The sequence below is a fragment of the Streptomyces triculaminicus genome (assembly GCF_017349075.1).
In the GTDB taxonomy this organism is placed as follows: domain Bacteria; phylum Actinomycetota; class Actinomycetes; order Streptomycetales; family Streptomycetaceae; genus Streptomyces; species Streptomyces triculaminicus.
Window position 1 is genome coordinate 355,675 of record NZ_JAFMOF010000001.1, and the last position, 19,060, is coordinate 374,734.

At 73.4% G+C, this 19,060-nt stretch carries 20 protein-coding genes; 5 read left to right on the forward strand and 15 right to left on the reverse strand.

Annotated features, from left to right (window positions below; translation table 11 throughout):
• Positions 1-2 precede the first annotated feature (2 nt).
• The 4 genes from J1792_RS01720 to J1792_RS01735 all read right to left on the reverse strand — a co-directional run bounded on the left by J1792_RS01720 (position 3) and on the right by J1792_RS01735 (position 3,864).
• Positions 3-635 (reverse strand): hypothetical protein, encoded by a 633-nt coding sequence (locus J1792_RS01720; protein ID WP_086575062.1) that lies wholly within the window; start codon positions 633-635, stop codon positions 3-5.
• Between the two features lie 194 nt (positions 636-829).
• Positions 830-1,609 carry an HAD-IIA family hydrolase gene (locus J1792_RS01725; protein WP_086575060.1) on the reverse strand — a complete coding sequence of 260 codons (780 nt, stop codon included), beginning with the start codon at positions 1,607-1,609 and terminating at the stop codon, positions 830-832.
• 129 nt (positions 1,610-1,738) lie between these two features.
• Positions 1,739-2,629, reverse strand: coding sequence for a hypothetical protein (locus J1792_RS01730; protein WP_207246550.1), 891 nt, complete (start codon positions 2,627-2,629; stop codon positions 1,739-1,741).
• Between the two features lie 116 nt (positions 2,630-2,745).
• Positions 2,746-3,864, reverse strand: coding sequence for an ROK family transcriptional regulator (locus J1792_RS01735; RefSeq protein ID WP_372446058.1), 1,119 nt, complete (start codon positions 3,862-3,864; stop codon positions 2,746-2,748).
• A 56-nt stretch (positions 3,865-3,920) separates the two neighbouring features.
• Here J1792_RS01735 and J1792_RS01740 point away from each other — a divergent pair, with 56 nt between their 5' ends.
• The 4 genes from J1792_RS01740 (at position 3,921) to J1792_RS01755 (ending at position 7,008) form a co-directional block, all read left to right on the forward strand.
• The gene (locus J1792_RS01740) at positions 3,921-5,051 is read left to right on the forward strand and encodes a Gfo/Idh/MocA family oxidoreductase (RefSeq protein ID WP_242645416.1); all 1,131 of its coding nucleotides are present in this window, start codon (positions 3,921-3,923) and stop codon (positions 5,049-5,051) included.
• Positions 5,048-5,533 carry a heme-degrading domain-containing protein gene (locus tag J1792_RS01745; RefSeq protein WP_086575055.1) on the forward strand — a complete coding sequence of 162 codons (486 nt, stop codon included), beginning with the start codon at positions 5,048-5,050 and terminating at the stop codon, positions 5,531-5,533. The genes J1792_RS01740 and J1792_RS01745 overlap by 4 nt, the downstream gene beginning before the upstream one ends.
• A 118-nt stretch (positions 5,534-5,651) precedes the next feature.
• On the forward strand, positions 5,652-6,284 hold the full coding sequence (locus J1792_RS01750) for a pyridoxamine 5'-phosphate oxidase family protein (RefSeq protein ID WP_086575053.1): 633 nt from the start codon (positions 5,652-5,654) through the stop codon (positions 6,282-6,284).
• A gap of 127 nt (positions 6,285-6,411) precedes the next feature.
• Positions 6,412-7,008, forward strand: coding sequence for a dihydrofolate reductase family protein (locus tag J1792_RS01755; protein WP_086575052.1), 597 nt, complete (start codon positions 6,412-6,414; stop codon positions 7,006-7,008).
• A gap of 35 nt (positions 7,009-7,043) precedes the next feature.
• Here J1792_RS01755 and J1792_RS01760 read toward each other — a convergent pair whose 3' ends face one another.
• From J1792_RS01760 to J1792_RS01790, 7 genes are all read right to left on the reverse strand, one after another.
• Complete coding sequence (locus J1792_RS01760; RefSeq protein WP_307842875.1) at positions 7,044-8,102, reverse strand: choice-of-anchor A family protein; 1,059 nt, start codon at positions 8,100-8,102, stop codon at positions 7,044-7,046.
• Positions 8,103-8,510: 408 nt separating this feature from the next.
• Positions 8,511-9,368, reverse strand: a complete 858-nt coding sequence (locus tag J1792_RS01765; protein ID WP_086575048.1) for a fumarylacetoacetate hydrolase family protein — start codon at positions 9,366-9,368, stop codon at positions 8,511-8,513.
• 111 nt (positions 9,369-9,479) lie between these two features.
• On the reverse strand, positions 9,480-10,271 hold the full coding sequence (locus tag J1792_RS01770; protein ID WP_242705036.1) for a YidC/Oxa1 family membrane protein insertase: 792 nt from the start codon (positions 10,269-10,271) through the stop codon (positions 9,480-9,482).
• Positions 10,272-10,412: 141 nt separating this feature from the next.
• On the reverse strand, positions 10,413-10,742 hold the full coding sequence (locus J1792_RS01775; protein ID WP_179199130.1) for a DUF6412 domain-containing protein: 330 nt from the start codon (positions 10,740-10,742) through the stop codon (positions 10,413-10,415).
• A 58-nt stretch (positions 10,743-10,800) separates the two neighbouring features.
• Positions 10,801-12,321: a sodium:solute symporter family protein gene (locus tag J1792_RS01780; RefSeq protein ID WP_086575066.1), complete on the reverse strand. Its 1,521-nt coding sequence runs from the start codon at positions 12,319-12,321 to the stop codon at positions 10,801-10,803.
• Positions 12,322-12,362: 41 nt separating this feature from the next.
• A complete protein-coding gene (locus J1792_RS01785) occupies positions 12,363-12,560 on the reverse strand; it encodes a DUF3311 domain-containing protein (RefSeq protein WP_242705035.1) in 198 nt (65 codons plus the stop codon).
• 145 nt (positions 12,561-12,705) lie between these two features.
• On the reverse strand, positions 12,706-13,989 hold the full coding sequence (locus tag J1792_RS01790) for a DUF445 domain-containing protein (protein WP_242645417.1): 1,284 nt from the start codon (positions 13,987-13,989) through the stop codon (positions 12,706-12,708).
• Between the two features lie 260 nt (positions 13,990-14,249).
• Here J1792_RS01790 and J1792_RS01795 point away from each other — a divergent pair, with 260 nt between their 5' ends.
• Positions 14,250-15,578, forward strand: a complete 1,329-nt coding sequence (locus tag J1792_RS01795; RefSeq protein WP_207246552.1) for an SGNH/GDSL hydrolase family protein — start codon at positions 14,250-14,252, stop codon at positions 15,576-15,578.
• A 46-nt stretch (positions 15,579-15,624) separates the two neighbouring features.
• Here the strand turns inward: J1792_RS01795 and J1792_RS01800 are convergent, their stop codons facing one another.
• The 4 genes from J1792_RS01800 to J1792_RS01815 are packed head-to-tail and all read right to left on the reverse strand — an operon-like array spanning position 15,625 to position 18,918.
• A complete protein-coding gene (locus J1792_RS01800; RefSeq protein WP_242645418.1) occupies positions 15,625-16,305 on the reverse strand; it encodes a DUF1707 SHOCT-like domain-containing protein in 681 nt (226 codons plus the stop codon).
• Between the two features lie 21 nt (positions 16,306-16,326).
• Positions 16,327-17,292: an ABC transporter ATP-binding protein gene (locus J1792_RS01805; RefSeq protein WP_372446059.1), complete on the reverse strand. Its 966-nt coding sequence runs from the start codon at positions 17,290-17,292 to the stop codon at positions 16,327-16,329.
• 5 nt (positions 17,293-17,297) lie between these two features.
• Positions 17,298-18,062, reverse strand: a complete 765-nt coding sequence (locus J1792_RS01810) for an ABC transporter permease (RefSeq protein ID WP_086572742.1) — start codon at positions 18,060-18,062, stop codon at positions 17,298-17,300.
• A 55-nt stretch (positions 18,063-18,117) separates the two neighbouring features.
• Entirely contained in the window at positions 18,118-18,918 is an 801-nt protein-coding gene (locus J1792_RS01815; protein ID WP_086572743.1) for an ABC transporter permease, read from the reverse strand.
• Positions 18,919-19,060 lie beyond the last annotated feature (142 nt).

The window sequence follows — 19,060 nt, forward strand, 5'->3', positions numbered from 1 at the left end:
CGCTACTGCTGCTGCTGTCGGCGCTGCTGGGCGTTGGTGCGGCGCCGGTACCAGATGAGGCCGCCCGCGATGGCCGCGGTGGTGCCCGCGAGCACGAGGCCCCCGGTGTCGGGCGCCTCGGCGGCGGCCACATGACGGGTGCCGCCGCCTCCGGCGGGCACCGGGGCGACGGGCGAGGCGTGGCCGTAGGCCTCGCGGGGGTCGGGGCCCACGGCGGCGGCGCGGTCGCCGTCGGCCCGGTCGCTCTGCGCGCCGGCGTGACGGTCGGACAGGTCCCGGCCGTCGGTGACGACGGTCAGCTTTCCCTCGGCCGTGGCGTCGACGCCCTCGCAGTTGATCCTGACCGGGTACGTTCCGGCGGCCATGGTCTCGCGGATGGTGGCCTCGGCGAACATGCCGGCCGAGTCCTTGGTGAGCTTGGCGTCGGTCACGAACGCCTCGGAGGTGGCGGTCGCCCGGTTGCTCTCGCAGCCGGCGACCCGCAGCTGGACTTCGGCACCCGGCCTGCTGGTGACGGGCGTGAGCTCGATGGTTCCTGACATGGTGACGGGGCCGTCGTTGGCGTGGGCGGTGGCGGCGCAGACGACGACCGCCGCGGCCACGGCGCCGCAGAGGGCGTAGCGGACTGAAGCCATAGTGAACCTCCTGGTACTCCAGAGGTTCACCCGCCGAGGCGGCCGTACGCATCCGCTCCGTGCTCGTATTGCTCCATTTGACGATCTTCAGAACCAATCAGACCGGTTCGGCCCAATTACGGGCCGGATCCGACCCCCACGCGGCGGGATCGGACCGGCCGTTGGAACCGGTCACGCCGGTTGCGGAGCAGGCGTCAGATCAGGTCGACGAGGTCCGCGATCGAGTCGACGACGCGGGACGGCCGGAACGGGTGCAGGTCGACCTCCTCGGCCCGGGTCAGCCCGGTGAGCACGAGGAAGGTCTCCATGCCGGCCTCGAGCCCGGCCAGGATGTCCGTGTCCATCCGGTCGCCGATCATGGCGCTGGTCTCGGAGTGGGCGCCGATGGCGTTGAGCCCGGCCCGCATCATCAGCGGGTTGGGCTTGCCGACGAAGTAGGGCTCGCGCCCGGTCGCCTTGGTGATCAGCGCGGCGACGGAACCCGTGGCGGGCAGGGCGCCCTCGGCGGAGGGGCCGGTCTCGTCGGGGTTGGTGGCGATGAAGCGGGCGCCGTTGTTGATCAGGCGGATGGCCTTGGTGAGCGCCTCGAAGCTGTAGGTGCGGGTCTCGCCGAGGACCACGTAGTCGGGGTCGGCGTCGGTCAGGACGTATCCGATGTCGTGCAGGGCGGTGGTCAGCCCGGCCTCGCCGATGACGTAGGCGGTGCCGCCGGGGCGCTGGTCGTCGAGGAACTGGGCGGTGGCCAGGGCGGAGGTCCAGATGTTGGCGACCGGCACGTCGAGCCCGATCCGCTGCAGCCGGGCGTGCAGGTCCCGGGCGGTGTAGATCGAGTTGTTCGTCAGGACGAGGAAGGGCTTGCCGGACTCGCGGAGCCCCTTGATGAAGGCGTCGGCCCCGGGCACCGGAATGCCCTCGTGCATGAGGACACCGTCCATGTCGGTGAGCCAGGACTCGATCGGCTTGCGCTCTGCCACTGCGGGACTCCTGCCGTGCTGTCGCCCGTCACCGGCGGGACACCGGGACGCCAGGGCGGCACCACTCGTGCGCCGCCCTGACACCCCCAGCCTAATCAGTCCCCGGCGGTGGCCCCGGGCCGCCGATTCCTAGCGTTCCGTCCCGGTATGCCGCTCCTCGTCGTCCTCCGCCGGGGCCTCCGCCGCCTCCAGCAGGCGGCCCCGGGCCAGGCGGGCGCCGATCAGCAGCGCCGCCCCGGCGGCCAGCAGGGCCCAGGCCACGAGGCCCATCGCGAGCACGGGGCGTTCGTCGCCGCTGTCGGCGAGCGCGGACGAGGCCGCGGCGGCGTCGGCGGGCCCGCCGGACGGGCCGTACGGGCCGCTCGGCACGTCCGCCGCGGACGGCCCGGACGGATCGGACGGCGAGGAGGAGGCCGGGGTCGCGCGGGCGGGCCCCACGGCGAAGGTGTAGTCGTCGGACTCCCCCACCCAGGCGCCGTCGGCGCCGCGCTTCTGGACGGCCGTGACGTTGGCGGTGACCGCTCCCTCGGGGGCCCCGGCGGTGAAGCCGAGCCGCAGCTGGACGGTGACGAATCCGTGCGGGGGCACCGCGAAGCCGGGGAAGCCGGAGGGGGTGTCGCCGAGGACCCCGACGTTCTCCGCCTCGTCCGTGTGCTCGAGGCGCACCGGCAGCCAGCGCGAGCCGCTCTGGTCGTAGAAGTCCAGGTGGACGTGGCCGGGTTGGAGGGCCCGTCGCTTGTCGGCGAGGACGGCGACGGGGTGGATGGACCGGCACTCGCCGTCGGTGTCGTTGTGCAGCTCCAGCCGCCAGGTGTGCGGGGTGCCGCCGCGCTCGTACGCCCCGGGGCCGCCGCTCAGCCGCGAGGTGATCGGGAACTCGCTGCCGACGGGGTCGCCGCACCGCTGCGACGGGGGGTCGGCGGGCGACGGAGCCGCCGCGGCCGGGGTGGCGCAGGCGAGGAGGGCGGCGCACGCGAGGAGGAACCGCCGGACGGGCCTCGGCGCTCGGGTCGGGCACATCGCGGACAGCGCAGGCATCGCGGGACCTCTCCGGGTGGCGGCTCCGGTCGTACCGGAACATCCCACCGGTCCGCGACCGGTCATCGCGTCGCCCGCGGCTTGCGCCCGACTGGGCGTCAATGTCCGCCCGATAGGCCGATGGTCATCTCATCCACACCGCGGCCGAAGAGGGGGGCCAGCACCAGTTCGGCCGCGCCCTCGACGACCGTGCGGTCGCCTCCGGGGGCGACGCGGACGGCGGTGGCGTCGGCCAGTTCGGCGCGCACTCCGCGGACGTACGCGTCGGGGTCCGCCAGCACGGTCCGGCCGCCGAGCAGCACATGGTCGATGTCCAGCAGCCGGACGAGGTTGGCGGCGCCGACGCCGAGCAGGCGGGCGGCGCGGGCGGTGTCGCCGGCCGCGACGGCCGCGAGGCAGAGGACCTCCAGGCAGCCGCGGTTTCCGCACGGGCACGGGGGGCCGTCGAGCTGGAGCACCTGGTGGCCGAACTCGCCCGCACCGGTCCTGGCTCCGCGGTGCACCCGGCCGCCGAGCACGAGGCCCGCGCCGAGGCCGGTTCCGAGGTGGAGGTAGGCGAAGGAGGAGGCGTCGCGCGGGCCGCGCAGGGCGAGGCCGAGGGCGGCGGCGTTGGTGTCCTTGTCCAGCGTGACGGGCAGGGCCAGCCGTTCGCTCAGCGCGTCGCGCAGGGGGAAGCCGTCCCACTGGGGGAAGCCGGTGACGCGGTGGAGCACGCCACCGCGGTGGTCCAGCGGGCCGGGGGCGGCGACTCCGGCGCCGAGGACGGCGGGGGCCCCGGCCTCCGCGAGCAGCGCCGTCACCTCGCGCGCCACCGCGTCGAGCACCGCGTCCCCGCCCGCGCCGAAGGCGAGCGGCGTGGTGCGCGTGGCGACGGCCGCGCCCATGAGGTCGGCGAGGGTGACGGTCAGGGTGTCGCGGTCGAGGTGGAGGCCGAGGGCGTGCGCGGCGCCGGGCACCAGGCACAGGACAGTAGCGGGCTTGCCGCCCGTGGAGGCGCGGCGGCCCGCCTCGGCGGCGAGGCCGGACTCCCGCAGCCGACCGGTGATCTTGCTGACGGCCTGCGGGGTCAGTCCCGTGCCCGCGGCCAGTTCCGCCCTGCTGGCGCCGGCCTCGCCGGCGTCGCGCAGCAGGCCGAGGACGAGGGCGGCGTTGTGGTCGCGCAGGGCGGCGAGGTTGGCCCCAGGATGGGTTCCGGGACCGGCTCCGATAGTGCTCACGGCCTCATTCTCCACTCCGCTTGCACTTACGCAACACTGTTGCCAAAGTGGAGGGCATGGAAACCACGGACATGGATGCCGCCCCGGACGACGCCACCGGCGCCCTCCGCGCCCCCCTCCGCGTGGGCCTCATCGGCTACGGCCTCGCGGGCTCGGTGTTCCACGCCCCGCTCCTCGCCGCCACCGACGGGCTGGTCCTCGACACGGTCGTCACCGCCAACCCCGAACGGCGGCGCCAGGCCCTCGCCGAGCACCCCGGGGCCCGTACCGCCGACAGCGCGGACGCCCTCTTCGCCCGCGCCGGCGAGCTCGACCTGATCGTCGTCGCCTCCCCCAACCGCACCCACGTCCCGCTCGCCCGCGCCGCCCTCGAGGCCGGGCTGCCGGTCGTCGTCGACAAGCCGCTGGCCGCGACCGCCGCCGAGGCCGAGTCGCTGGCCGCGCTCGCCGACAGCCGGGGCCTGCTGCTCAGCGCCTTCCAGAACCGGCGCTGGGACAACGACTTCCGCACCGTCGCCCGGCTGGTCTCCGACGGCGCCCTCGGGCGGGTACTGCGCTTCGAGTCCCGCTTCGAGCGCTGGCGCCCCCGCCCCAAGGGCGGCTGGCGCGAGTCCGGCGACCCGGCGGAGGTCGGCGGCATCCTCTACGACCTGGGCAGCCACCTCGTCGACCAGGCGCTGGCCCTCTTCGGCCCCGCCGCGACCGTCTACGCCGAGGCCGACGTCCGCCGCGACAGCGCCGAGGCCGACGACGACACGTTCATCGCCCTCACCCACACCGGCGGCGTCCGCTCCCACCTGTGGATGAGCGCCACCGCCTCCCAGCTCGGCCCGCGCTTCCGGGTGCTGGGCAGCACGGCCGGCTATGTGAAGTACGGGCTCGATCCGCAGGAGGCCGCGCTGCGCGAAGGCCTGCGGCCGGGCGACGGCCGCGCCTGGGGCGTCGAGGCCGAGTCGTCCTGGGGCCGCCTCGGCGCCGGCGAGTCCCCGCTCACGGGCGGCGGCGAACCGGTGCGGACGCTGCCGGGCGACTACCCGGCGTACTACGCGGCGATCGCCGACGCCCTGCGCACGGGCGGACGGCCCCCGGTCACGGCGACGGAGGCCGCGGCGGCGCTGCGCGTGCTGGAGGCCGCGAAGACCTCGGCGGCCGAGGGCCGTACGGTCCGCCTGGAGGAGACGCGGTGAGCGAGGAGGTCGCCCGGCTCGCCGACGACGAACGGCGCCTCGTCCTGGACCGCTTCGACCACGACGACGCCTGGCGGCTGGGCCGGCTGCTGACGGACCTGGCCCGTGAGCGCGGCGCGGCCGTCACGGTCGGCATCCGGCGCGGCGCCCAGCGGCTCTTCCACTGCGCCCTGCCCGGCACCTCGGCCGACAACGACGCCTGGATCGACCGCAAGTGCCGGGTCGTCGAGCGCTACGCCGAGTCGTCGTACCTGGTCGGCGCCCGCTTCCGCGCCAAGGGCCGCACCTTCGAGGACTCCTCCCGCCTCGACCCCGGCCGCTACGCCGCGCACGGCGGCGCGTTCCCGCTGCGGGTGCGCGGCACAGGCGTGGTGGGCGTGGTGGCGGTGTCGGGGCTGTCGCAGGGCGAGGACCACGCGCTGGTCGTCGAGGCGCTGGAACGGTTCCTCGCCGAGCCCCACCGATCCGCCCCACACCCCTGATGGGCTGTCATTTCCCTTCGGTACGCAATCCCTTCATGGCGTGCGCCACACGCCCACGCAATGCCCATCCGGGGCGGTTACGCTCCGAACGGGACACGTACGGGGAAAGGACGCACCGATGGGGACCGCCGCCGGCATAGTCGAGATCACCTCGGGGGACGAGCTGCGCGAGCTGCTCGGCCGGCCCACACCGCAGGCCGCGGGCAAGGTCCGCACCCGGCTCCACGAGCACGACAAGCGCTGGCTCGCGCAGTCGCCGTTCTGCCTGGTGGCGACCTCCGCGGCCGACGGCAGCTGCGACGTCTCCCCCAAGGGCGACCCGCCCGGTTTCACCGTCGTTCTCGACGACACGACGATCGCCGTGCCGGAACGTCCCGGCAACCGCCGCGCCGACGGCTTCCACAACATCCTGAGCAACCCTCGGATCGGCCTGATCTACCTGGTGCCGGGCCGCGGCGACACGCTGCGCGTCAACGGCCGGGCCCGCCTGGTCCGCGACGCGCCGTTCTTCGACCGGATGGTCGTCAAGGGCCACCGGCCGCAGCTCGCGGTCCTCGTCGAGATCGACGAGGTCTTCTTCCACTGCTCGAAGGCCTTCCTGCGCTCCGGGCTCTGGAAGCCGGAGACCTGGAACCCCGACGCGGTCCCCTCACGGGCGCGCATCTCCAAGTCGCTGGAGCGGCCCGAGGACGCCCTGGAGGACCTCGAGCGTTACTACGGCCCGCAGTACGCCGGGAGACTGTACGACTGATCCGCCCTGCGGGCAGCGGCCGTTGTCAGTGGCGCGTGCTTCCATTCCTGTCATAGCCCGGGCAGTGATCCGTCACAGCCCGGGCAGTGACCTGCCGTACGTCCGAACAGGAAGCCGAGCACTCCCCATGCGCATCGTGATCAGTGAGTTCATGAGCCTCGACGGTGTCGTCCAGGCGCCGGGCGGCCCCGGCGAGGACACCGACGGCGGCTTCGCCCACGGCGGCTGGTCGCACCCCTTCTTCGACCCCGAGGTGGTCGGCGGCGCCTTCGCCGACGCGACGGGCAGGGCCGAGGCGCTGCTGTTCGGGCGCCGCACATGGCAGACGATGGCCGCGGCCTGGCCCGAGCGGGCCGGCGACCCGTTCGCCGACCGGATGAACGCCCTCCCGAAGTACGTCGTGTCCAGCACGCTGGGCGACGACGAGCTGACCTGGAACAACACCACGCGCATCCCCGGCGCCGAGGCCGTCGCCCGCATCCGGGAGCTGCGCGGGACCGACGGCGGCGACCTGCTGGTCATGGGCAGCGCCACCCTGGCGCGCACCCTCCTGGGCGAGGACCTGGTCGACGAACTCCGGCTCATGGTCATGCCGGTGCTCCTCGGCGGCGGCAAGACGATCTTCCCCGTCGACGGCACGCTGCGCACGCTCGAGCTGGTCTCCACCGTCACCAGCGGCACGGGCGTCAACGTCTGCACCTACCGGCCGGCCGCCGGGCGGTAACCCGCCGCGATCGGAGGTCGGCGGCCGGTGTCCCGTCAGGTTCTGCGGCCGGGGCCGGAGCCGGGGCCCGAACGGGTGCGGAAGAGTACGGTCAGCGCCAGGGCCGCGCCGACCGCCATGAGGGTCGCGCCGACCGCCATCGAGGCCCTCATCGGCGGCCCTTCGCGCGGTAGCTCGCGCCCCTCGGCGGGGGCGGCGTCGTCCGGGCCGGCGGCCCCCGGGCGTCCCATCAGGCCTTCCAGGCCCTCCAGACCCTCCAGGCCGGGGAAGCCGGGCGGCAGCACTCCCGTCGGGAAGGGCACCGGCTCACCGGTGTCCGTGTGGCCGCCGTCCGGGGTCGGGCCCGTCCCGCATTCGGGCAGCACGCCCACGAAGGGGTAGGCGTGGATGGTCTGGCCGCCCGCACCGCCCGTCCCCGACTCATGGGCGAGCGAACCCGCCGTGAACACCCGCCCGTTCACCGCCGCCACCGACAGGCGGGTCGTGGACGAGCGGCGGCCCACCAGCACCGAGCCCTGCAGCTGCCCGCCGCCCGCGATCCGGACCACCTTCGCGTCGGGGATGTTCCACAGCAGCCGCTCCCGCCGCACGCCGGCGAGCGCCACGGCCGAGGTGTTGATCGTCCGCGCCTCACCATTCTCGTCGGTCACGTTCACCAGCACCGTCGCGTTCGCCGGGATCTTCCGGAAGGAGAGGCTCTGCGCGCTCCCGTCGGGTGCGACGAGGTCGAAGGGCGCGTTGAAGACCTGGAACGCCGAGGTGCCGTCCCCCGTGAAGACCGTGACCTTGCCCTGGTTCACCGCCGTCCCCGTCGGCTTCCTCGGCACCCCCTTGTCGTAGGCGTAGCACGTGCTGGCCGCGGTCAGTTCCTCCCGCAGCCCGTCGAACGCCGCCAGCGCTCCCGTGTCGCGCACGGCCTTCGGGCTCACCGTCCCCGTGCCGGTCTGCCGTCCGGCGAAGGCGACCGTCCCGTTGACGGGACCGTCCTCCGCGAGCAGCCGCTGGCCCGCGGCGAGCTTGAGGTCGCCGCCCACCCGCAGGAACGGCGAACCGTTGTCGGGCGGCACCCGGGAGCCCACCCCCACGGCCCCCACGTGGTACGCCGGGGCGACCCCGACCCCTTGGCCAGGTCGAACTCACCCTCGACGACCACCCGGCCCTCGGCCCCGGCCGCCGCGCCGCGCACCGCGAAGTCGCCGCCGACGAAGACGTTGACGCCGTTGTCGCGCCCCACGACGGCGCCGCCGTGCGGGTCCGGGTACGCGGCCGGGCACCTGCCCGGCACACAGGGCCCCGGCCCGGCGACGGGCCGCCCGTCACCCGCGCCCGGTGCCGCGAAGGCACATGCCAGCAGGGTGCCCCCGGCCGCGGCCAGTGTGGCCGTGGCGGCGGCGACCGAACGGACGACCCGGCGCGTTCCACGCTCCCTCTGAGACATATCCGAAAATATGCATATTGCGCGGAGCGGATCACGGAGCCACACCCGTCGGCCCCCGGACGGCCTACGCGTTCTTCACCTGCTGGCGCTGCCTCCCCAGCCCGTCTATCTCCAGCTCCATCACATCCCCCGCCCGCAGATACGGCTTCGGCTCGGGCCTGCCGAACGCGGTCCCGGCGGGCGTGCCCGTGCTGACGACGTCGCCGGGATACAGCGTCATGAACCGGCTGACGTACCGCACCAGATACGCGACCGGGAAGATCTGCTCCGCCGTGCCGGACTCCTGCATCAGCTCGCCGTTGACCCACAGCCGCATCCCCAGCGCCTGGGGGTCGGGTATCTCGTCGGCCGTCACCAGCCACGGCCCCAGCGGAGTGAACGTCTCGCAGTTCTTGCCCTTGTCCCACTGGCCGCCGCGCTCGTTCTGGAACTCGCGCTCGGTGACGTCGTTGGCCACGGCGTACCCGGCCACCGATGCCAGCGCCTCCTCGTCCGTCCGCAGATACCGCGCGGTCCGGCCGATGACGACGGCGAGCTCGACCTCCCAGTCGGTCTTCTCGCTGTCGCGCGGCACGAGCACGGTGTCCTCCGGGCCGACGACCGTGTCCGGCGCCTTGAGGAAGACCACCGGCTCGGCCGGGGCCGCCAGGCCCGCCTCGGCCACGGCGTCCCGGTAGTTGGCGCCGATGCCGACGATCTTGCCGATCCGGGCGACCGGCGGGCCGATCCGCAGCCCCCTCGGGTCGAGGACGGGCAGGATGCGGGCGCCAACGGCGGCCCGGACGTGGGTGAGCGCGGCCCGGTCGCCGAGCAGCGCGCCGTCCACGTCCGGGACCAGCCCGGACAGATCGCGCAGCGTCCCGTCGTCCTCGAGCAGCGCCGGGCGTTCCGCCCCGGCGGGCCCCACCCGCAGCAGTCTCATCGCTACAACTCCCCCCAGTCGTCAAGCCCCTCCGCTCGATCGTCCAAGAACGGAGGCACACTCCACAAGCCCCCTTTCGGTCCGTGGCACCCAGGGCCCATCGGACTCGCCCTACGTGGCGGAAGCCCGCTCCTCCTGCTTCTCCCGCCCTGCCGGCGTCCGCAGCGGCTGGAGGTACGCCCGCTCGACCGCCGTCCACGTGGTGGTCGTCACGAGGTACAGGCCCGCCGCGAGCGGCACCACGGCGGCCGTGACCAGCGTGCCGAAGGAGAGCAGCGGCATCAGCTTCACCATCGTCGCCACCCCCGGCGCCGGGGCGTCCGCGCCCGCCGCCGCGGGCAGCGCCGCCGCGGTCTTGCGGTTGCGCAGGTACGTCCAGGTGGCGACGACGGCCATCAGCGCGAACAGCGCCGCGTACACCAGCCCCTGCGCGCCCAGGGGGCCGCCCTCGTCCAGGGCGTCGGCCCACCGCCCGCCGAGCGGTGCGGCCAGCAGCTTGTGCTTCAGCAGATCGCCTCCTCCGTCACCGGTCGAGAACAGGTGGTACATCACGTAGAACACCGGCAGCTGCACCAGCATCGGCAGGCACCCGGCCAGCGGGGACGTCCCGGTCTCCGCGTAGAGCTTGGCGGCCTCCTCCTTCAGCCGTTCGGGCTTCTTGCCGTACTTCCGCCGCAGCTCGGCGAGCCGGGGCGCGAGCTCGGCCCTGGCCCGCTCGCCACGGGCCGCCGAACGGGTCAGGGGGTGCAGCGCCAGCCGCACGCACGCGGTGAACACCACGATCGCCCCGGCGGTCGCCGAGGCGCCCAGCAGCGGGTCGAGCGCGTCGGCGAGATGCGTGAGGAGCGAGCCGAGTGAGGTGAAGAGGGGAGAGAAGACGGACATGGTGAGTGAGCCCTCCACGGGTCTCGTCGTGCCGAAGGAAGCAAGGGAATTCGGCGTGACGAGCCACGTGGGCACAGCCCCCGGGCACCCCGGTGAGCGCGGGCGGCAAGCGATGAAGAGCATGCCGCCGGCGGGAGGACAGGGATGCGCGGAACGCGCCTACGCGGCCGCCGGGAGGGGCAGGCCGGGCGCTCGGGGCCGTCGGCGGCCCTGGGCGTCGGGATCGCGCTGGGCGAGGAACGCCGTGCGCAGCTCCCGGTCCCGTATCGCGGTGCGTATTCGGGTCGGCGTGAGCGGACCGCCCGTGCGGGCGGCCGCCACGGCGACGGCGCACAGCGTCAGCGCGAGCGCGACGGCGGTGGTCGCGGCGAACGCGACGGCGGACAGCAGGCCGGTCTGGGCCAGCAGCAGTTCGCCGAGCAGGAGGAGGAAGACGCTGACGTGCGTCCACAGCACGTCACGCGCCACGGCACGCAGTACGTGACGCATCGGGCCCCTCCCCCTCGCACGGTCGAATGAGAGAACGGCAGTTCAGCCGCTCACCAGTTCAGTCGTTCCGATGGTAGACCGCCCCACTGACAACGCCCCCCATCGGGTCCGTATCCCCGCCCGCGTCCCGGTCCGGATCCCGGCCCGGATCCGACGCCAGCACCTCCTCGTCCGGCCGCGCGTCGGCCGTCCGGGGCCCCCAGAACGAAACCGCCAGCGCCACGGCCAGGTTCACGACCAGCGCCACGGCGCCCGCGTTCACCCCCCACACGGGATCGTGCCCGGTGAAGACCAGCCAGCACACCAGCGCACCACCCGCCGCCAGGCCGCTCACCGCGCCCCACAGCGTCATCCGCCGCCACACCAGCCCCAGCAGAATCATGGGGACGAGCTGCGCCATGCCCTCGTACGAGATCAGCGACAGCCGCACCAGCGTGTTGGGCTCGGTGTAGGTGAGCACCAGCGCCAGCGTGCCCGCCGCCACCACCACGACCTGCGCCGCCGTCTTCTGCCGGTCCGGCCGGGCGGCCAGCCGGGGGATCGCACCCAGCACGCTCTTCCCCCACATCGTCCCGATGACCAGCATGAACACCGCCATCGGCACGATCGACGACAGCGCCGCCGCGACCCCGATCACGCCCACCGCCCAGGCCGGCAGCGAGTCGACGACCAGCTTGAACAGCGCGAGGTTCGAGCCGGCCCCGGTCAGCCCCGGCACCACGAAGATCGCCGCCATGCCCAGCAGCATCGGCACGAACAGCAGCACGTTGTAGAACGGCAGCAGCATGGCGTTGCGCCGCAGCGCGTCGGCGTTGCGCGCGCCCAGGTAGCCCGCCACGGTGGTCGGGAAGATGACGACCGTCAGGGAGTTGAGGAAGCTGGTCGTCACGTACCAGCTGCCGCCCAGCCCGCTGCCGCCGTGCCCGGTGAAGGTCAGCCAGTCCGGCTTCTCGGCCACGATCCGGTCCAGGAAGGGGCCGTAGCCGTCGAAGTAGTGCAGGGGCACGTAGACGGCGAGAAAGCCGAGCGTGACGATGACCATGAGGTCCTTGAGCACCGAGACCCAGGCGCTGCCGCGCAGGCCGCTCACCACCACGAAGCCCGTCGTCACCGCGAAGGCGATGAAGTAGGCCCAGTTCAGGCTGATCGCCCCGTAGGAGATCGTCGAGACGACGACGCCCATGCCGGTGATCTGCAGCTGGATGTACGGCAGCAGGCACACGGTCACCAGGATCGCCACCGCCGTGCCGAGCCAGGGCCGGCCGTAGCGGTGGGCCACCATGTCGGTGATGGTGACGAGGCCGTGCCGGCGGGCGTACGACCAGAGCGTCGGGCCGACGACGTAGCCGAGCGCGTACCCGCAGGACATGTAGGCGATGACGTAGAGCACGGGGGCGCCGTGGTTGTAGCCCCAGCCGGCGGCGCCGAGGTAGCTGAAGCTGGTGTAGCCCTCACCGGCCATCAGGACCCAGATGAAGACCGTGCCGAGGCTGCGGCCGCCCACCGACCACTCGGCCAGTCCGGTGGTGCGGCCGTGGCCGCGGACGGCCAGCAGCCCCAGGGCGACGGTCAGGAGCATGAATCCGCCGAAGATCGCCGACGCGACGGCGGCGTCGCCGCTCACGCGCGTCCCCGCTTGCGGTCGCCCCGCCAGGCGAGGAAGACGGCGGCCGGGGTCAGCAACGTCGCCAGCAGCAGCCAGAAGAAGAGGAAGGGCAGGCCCAGGACGGTCGGGTGGACGCGGTCCACCAGGGGGAGGGTGCCCAGGTAGAGGACATACGGGGCCAGGAGCCACAGCAGGTTGGGACGTTTCTTCACGGACCGACCCTAGGTCGCGGACGAGCCCGTTCCGCCCTAAGCCCCCGATTCCGGCCTCAGCACCGAGAAGCCCGGCCGCCGCCCCGGCCCCCGCACCCCGGACTCCGCCCGCCCCGCCTACGTCGCCTACGCCCCCTACGCAGCCCTACGCCCCCGACAGCCAGGACACCGTGTAGATCACCAGCCCCGCCAGCGCCCCCACCACCGTGCCGTTGATCCGGATGAACTGCAGGTCCCGGCCGATGTGGGCCTCGATCTTGCGGGAGGTGTGCTCCGCGTCCCAGCCGGCCACCGTGTCGGTGATCAGGGCGGTGATCTCGTCCCGATAGGTCGTCACCACATAGACGGCCGCGTCCTCCAGCCAGCCGTCGACCTTCCGCCGCAGCCGCTCGTCGCCGGTCATCCGGTCGCCCAGGGAGAGGATCGAGGCGCGGGTGCGCGTCCGGAGCTCGCTGCGCTCGTCCTCCGCCGCGGCCACGATCATCGCGCGCACGGACGACCACGCCGAGGCGATGATGTCCTGCACCTCGCCGCGGCCCAGCACCTCGGACTTCAGCCGCTCGACACGCGCGCGTGTGTCGTCGTCGGACGTCAGGTCGTGAGCGAAGTCCGCGAGGAAGCGGTCGACGGCGCCGCGCGCCGGATGATCCGGCATGTCGCGCATCTCCGTCACGAAGCGGAGCAGCTCCTTGTAGACCCGCTCGCCGACCTTGCGGTCCACGAAGCGCGGCGTCCAGCCGGGGGCCCCTCCGGCGACCGCCGCCATCACCGAGTCGCTGTGGGTGACGAGCCAGTCGTGGGCCCGTACGCACACCAGGTCCACCACCTTGTGGTGGCCCCCGTCGGCGACGATCCTCTCGAGCATCGTGCCGATGCCCGGCGCGATCTCGGCGGCGTCGGCCCGCCGGGTGATGGCCTCGCCGACGACCGCCTGGACGTCGGCGTCGCGCAGGACGGTCAGGGCGCCGCGCAGGGCGGTGGCGAGTTCGTCGGTCACCCGGTCGGCGTGTTCGGGCCGGCTCAGCCAGGTGCCGAGCCGGGAGCCGATGCCGACGGAACGCAGCCGCTGCCGCACCACCACGCCGGAGAGGAAGTTCTCGCCGACGAAGTCGCCGAGGTTCTGTCCCAGCTGGTCCTTCTTGGTCGGGATGATGGCCGTGTGCGGGATCGGCAGGCCCATGGGCCGCCGGAAGAGCGCGGTGACGGCGAACCAGTCGGCGAGCGCGCCGACCATGCCCGCCTCGGCGGCGGCCGCGACGAAGCCGGCCCAGCCTCCGCCCCACCCCGTGGTCCGGGCCCACGTGGCGAGCGTGTAGACGGCCGCGACGGCCAGCAGCAGGCCCGTGGCGAGCGCCTTCATCCGGCGGACGCCGCGCTGTTTCTCGGCGTCCGCCGCGCTGTAGGTGAGTCCGCCGGGCACGGCGGGCATCACTCCATCGGCGGCATTCGCACCGTCACCGGCGGCAGCCGATTCCTGTCCATGGGACCGTTTCATCCGCACCACCCCTTCCGGCTGTCCTCACGTGCATTGTCCCTGCCCGACCTACTCGGGGAACGGACGAAGAGTTCCCCGCGTCTGACAAGTCGCACATGACATGTCACGAGCACGCGCTGCGTGGCTCTCGCCCCCACAGGCCGCCAGGCCGGCCCGGAGCCGTACGCTCCGCAGTACCCAGGAGACAACCGCCCATGAAGAGGTCACCCCTGCCCCACGGCGCCGCGTACGCCGTGCTCGCGTCGCTGGTGGGCGTGGTGATCGTGGTCTCGGTCGCGATATTCCTCACCGCGGGCGGGTCCGACGACCGGCCCGCGGACCGGGCCCACGAGGCCCGGCGCTCGGCTGCGCCGGCCGCCACGGGCGGCTGGGTGGGCGCCTGGTCCACCTCCCCGGCGGTGGCCGAGGCGGACACCCCCCAGGGCCTTCCGGGCCGCTCGATCCGCAACGTGCTGCACACCACGCTCGCCGGCAGCAGCGCCCGGGTGCACCTGTCCAACCTCTTCGGGACCACCCCGCTGACCGTCAGCCACGCCTCGCTGGCCCTCGCCGCCACGCCGGGCGGCCCCGCCGCCGTGCCCGGCAGCATGCGCGCGCTCACCTTCGGCGGGCGCAGCACGGTGACCATCCCGGCCGGCCGGGCCACCGTCAGCGACCCGGTCCGGTTCGCCGTCGGCTACGCGGCCGACCTGATGGTGACCACCTACTCCCCCACGCCCTCGGGCCCGGTCACCCTTCACCCGTACGCCCGCCAGACCGCCTACCTCGCGAACGGCGACCGGGTCGAGGACACCGAGGCCGGCGCGTACACCACCAAAAGCCCCTACTGGCGCTATGTCACCGCCGTCGACGTCTGGAGCACCGAGGCGCGCGGCTCGGTGGTGGCCCTCGGCGACTCCATCACCGACGGCGTGTCCTCCACCGTGGGGGCCAACCGCCGCTGGACCGACTTCCTGGCCGACCGGCTGCGCTCCGAGCCCGACGCCCCGCGCTACGGCGTGCTGAACCAGGGCATCAGCGGCAACCGGATCCTGCTCGGCGGCCAGGGCACCTCCCCGGCGAACAACCCCAGCGCCCTCGAGCGCTTCGACCGCGACGTGCTGTCCCGGGCCGGCGTGCGGGTCGTGGTCGTCGAACTGGGCGTCAACGACATCCTGCGTCGCCCCAAGCAGACCGACCCGGCCCGGATCGTGGCGGGCCTGCGGCAGCTGGTGGCGCGGGCGCACGCGCGCGGGGTGCGCGTGGTGGGCTCCACGCTGACGCCCATCAGCGGCCACAAGGGCGTCGTGCCGGAGCAGGAGGTCGTGCGGCAGGGCGTGAACACCGAGATCCGCGCCGGGGGCGTCTTCGACCATGTGGTCGACTTCGACCGGGCGCTGCGCGATCCGGCGAACCCGCAGCAGCTCCTCCCGGCGTACGACTGCGGCGACCATCTGCACCCCAGCGACGCCGGCTACCGCGCGATGGCCGACGCCCTGGACCTCGACGGGCTCAAGAGCCGGCCGGTGGCCGCCGCGCTGTGAGCCGCGGCCGCGGCCCGGACGCGAGGAGAAACGATCACTCCAACGCTCACTCCAGCCTCTTGCGGTCGCTCCGGCGCTCCTCGCGGTCCAGGCGGCGCTCCTCGCGCCGCTCCTCCCGCAGCCGCTTCCGCTCGGCCTTCGGCAGCTTCCTGACGACGCCGACGCCGCCCCAGAAGGCGAAGCCGGTGATGTGCACCGTGGGGGATCCGGGGGTGCCCGGGCCGGAGGCCTTGTCGTCGAAGCCGCCCATGATGCCGATGCCCCCGACCTGCACCTCGAGCTCCGGGGGGACGGTGACCTGCATGCCGCCCATGACGGCGACGCAGCGGATGACGACCTCGCGGTCCTCGAACCGCGCCTCGCGCAGGTCGATCTCGCCGCCGCCCCAGAAGGTGAAGGCGGTGAACCGCCGGGGGACGGTCCATCCGCCGCGGCGCTGGAAGCCGCCCATGATGCCCACGGCGCCCTTGGACGTCGCCCGGCCGCCGATCCGCCCGGCCCAGTCCCCGGTGGCCGGCTCGGCGGCCCCGACGCGCGTGCGGGAGGGCATCGGCAGGTCCCGGACGAGCGGTTCCAGATCGGCGTGGGTGCGGGCCTTGTAGGCGGCGTCCAGCCTCTCCTCGAACTCCTCCATGTCCAGCCGCCCCTCGGCGACGGCCTCGCGCAGGGCCTCGGCGATCCGCTCGCGCTCCGCGTCGGAGGCCCGCATCTCAGGAAGTTCGCTCATCATGGCGTTCAGCCTAAGGGCCTACGGCGTGGGCCGTTCGGCGTACATCCGGGCGATGACCTCCTCGATGTCGGGCTCCCGCACCGACAGGTCCACCAGCGGATACCGTCCGGCCACCGCCGCCACGACGGGCGCGGCGCTGTGGGTCGCGGGGAACGCCAGCCACTGCCGCGTCCCTTCGACCTTCACCGTGCGCGCGCCCGGCACTCCGGTGATGGGCGGCATCTCGTGCTCCAGGTCGACCACGAGCGTCCGCTCGCTCTCCCCCACCGCGTGCAGCCCGTCCAGCGCGCCGTCGTACACGAGCCGGCCGTGGTCGATGACCATCACCCGCTTGCAGAGCTGCTCGATGTCGGTCAGGTCGTGCGTGGTGAGCAGAACGGTCATGCCGCGCTCGGCGTTCACCTCGCGCAGGAACTCGCGCACCTTCGTCTTGCTCACCACGTCGAGGCCGATGGTGGGCTCGTCGAGGTAGAGCACCTCCGGGTCGTGCAGCAGCGCCGCCGCGATGTCCCCGCGCATCCGCTGGCCGAGCGAGAGCTGCCGTACGGGCACGTCCAGCAGCCGGCCGAGGTCGAGCAGTTCCACGCAGCGCTCGAGATTGGCGCGATAACGGTCCTCGGGGACGCGGTACATGCGGCGCACCAGGCCGTAGGAGTCGCGCAGGGGAAGGTCCCACCACAGGGTCGTGCGCTGCCCGAAGACCACGCCGATGCGGCGGGCGAGCCCCGTCCGGTCGCGGGAGGGGTCGACGCCCGCGACGCGCAGGCGCCCGCCGCTGGGCGTAAGGATGCCGGTGAGCATCTTGATGGTGGTGGACTTCCCGGCGCCGTTGGGGCCGATGTAGCCGACCATCTCGCCGCGCGGCACGCGGAAGCTGATGCCGTCCACGGCCCGCACCTGGTGCCGTTCCCGGCGCAGGAGGCCCGTTCTGCGGCGAACGTCGAAGACCTTCCGCACGCCGTCGAGCTCGATGAACGCGTCCACCCTCGTCAACTCCCCGTACTCCGATAGCTCCGCAGTCCCGTCCGCCACGCCAGAGCGGCCGCCGCGCAGCACCCGAGCGCCACCAGGGGCGAGGCGAAGTCGACCCAGGCGGGCAGCCGCAGCGGGTCGTCGCGGCCCAGGACGCGCAGTGCCGGCAGCCAGTTGACGAAGGCGAGCGGGACGACGAACGTGACCCCGCGCACCAGGTCGGTGGCGAAGACCGTGGGCGGGTACTGCAGCAGCGTCGTCCCGCCGTAGGTGAAGGCGTTCTGTATCTCCGAGGCGTCGTCGGCCCTGAACTGGAACGCCGCCCCGGCGACGAAGACCGCCCCGAAGATGACCGCTCCGCTGACGAGCATCAGCGGGACGAGCGCCACCGTCACGGGCGTCCAGTGGACGTCGAGGCGCGTCAGCGACCAGGCCAGCAGCAGGACTCCCTGGCTGAGCCGGCCCACCCGCCGCAGCGCGAAGCGGTCGGCGGCCACCTGGGCGAGGACGGGCACCGGGCGCGTCAGGAGCACGTCCAGCGTGCCGTCGCGCACCCGCCGGCCGAGGCGGTCCATGTTGCCGAGCGTGAGGTCGGCGATGCCGAAGGCGGTGCTCGTCGTGCCGTAGAGGAAGGCCACCTCGGGGAGGGAGAAGCCGCCGAGCACGTCGACGTGGGAGAACATGATGGCGATGGCCACGAAGTCCAGGGCGGTGGCGGCGAAGTTGCCCGCGGCCATCATCAGGAAGGACAGGCGGTACGCCATCGTCGAGCGCACCCACATGCCCACGATGAGCCCGTAGCAGCGCAGCCCCTCGCCCCACCGGCGCACGGCGGCGTCAGCCACCCTGGACCACCACCTTGCGCGTCGCCGCCGACTGCAGCAGCCGTCCCGCCGCGAGCAGGACCGCCGCCCACACCGCCTGGAAGGCCAGCGCGGCGGCGAGGCCGGTCCCGCGGTGGCGCTCCAGGAGGACGTCCACGGGCACCTGCAGCATGGCCGCCCACGGCAGGGTCCGCGCGACCTCGCCGAAGGCGCCGGGGAAGACGTTCAGGGGCAGCAGCGTGCCGGAGAAGAACATGCACAGCAGGGCGCTCAGCATGCCCGCCCCGGCGCCGTCGAGGAGCCAGAAGGAGCACAGCGCCACCAGATAGCGCAGGGCGAAGCCCACGACGAGGCCCAAAAGGACCGACAGCAGGAAGGACAGCCAGGTCACGGGGTCGGCCGGGAGGGCGAGTTCGAAGGCGAGGGCGCCGACGGCCAGCGGCACCACACCGCGTCCCAGCAGCTGGAAGGCCGCCCGTCCCAGGTCGCTCGCCAGCCACCACGCCTGCAGGTCCACGGGCCGGTAGAGGTCGACGGCGATGTCGCCGGAGCGGATGCGGTCCTGGAGCTCCTCCTGGAAGCCCCCGCCGAGCAGCGAGGCGGAGGCCAGCAGCGCCTGGCTGACCCAGACGAACGTCAGCGCCTGCGCCCGGTCGTAACCGCCCAGGTGCGGGCGTTCGTTCCACAGGGCGATGTAGGTGGAGGCGACGATAAAACCGAAGACCGTATTGGTGAACACCCCGGCGGCGGTGGCCGTCCGGTACGTCGCGTACCGCCGGAAGCCGCCGGCCGCGACGGCCGCGTACAGCCGCATCCCGCGATCCCCCTCGTCGTCGCCGAAGCGCACGAGCCTAGCCGTACGTATCGTCCTCGAACCACGGAATTTCACCCCATGGAGTGGTCGGGCTGGCCTGAACGGCCCTTACGGAGCTGTCAAACGTGCGCTGGGACCTTCA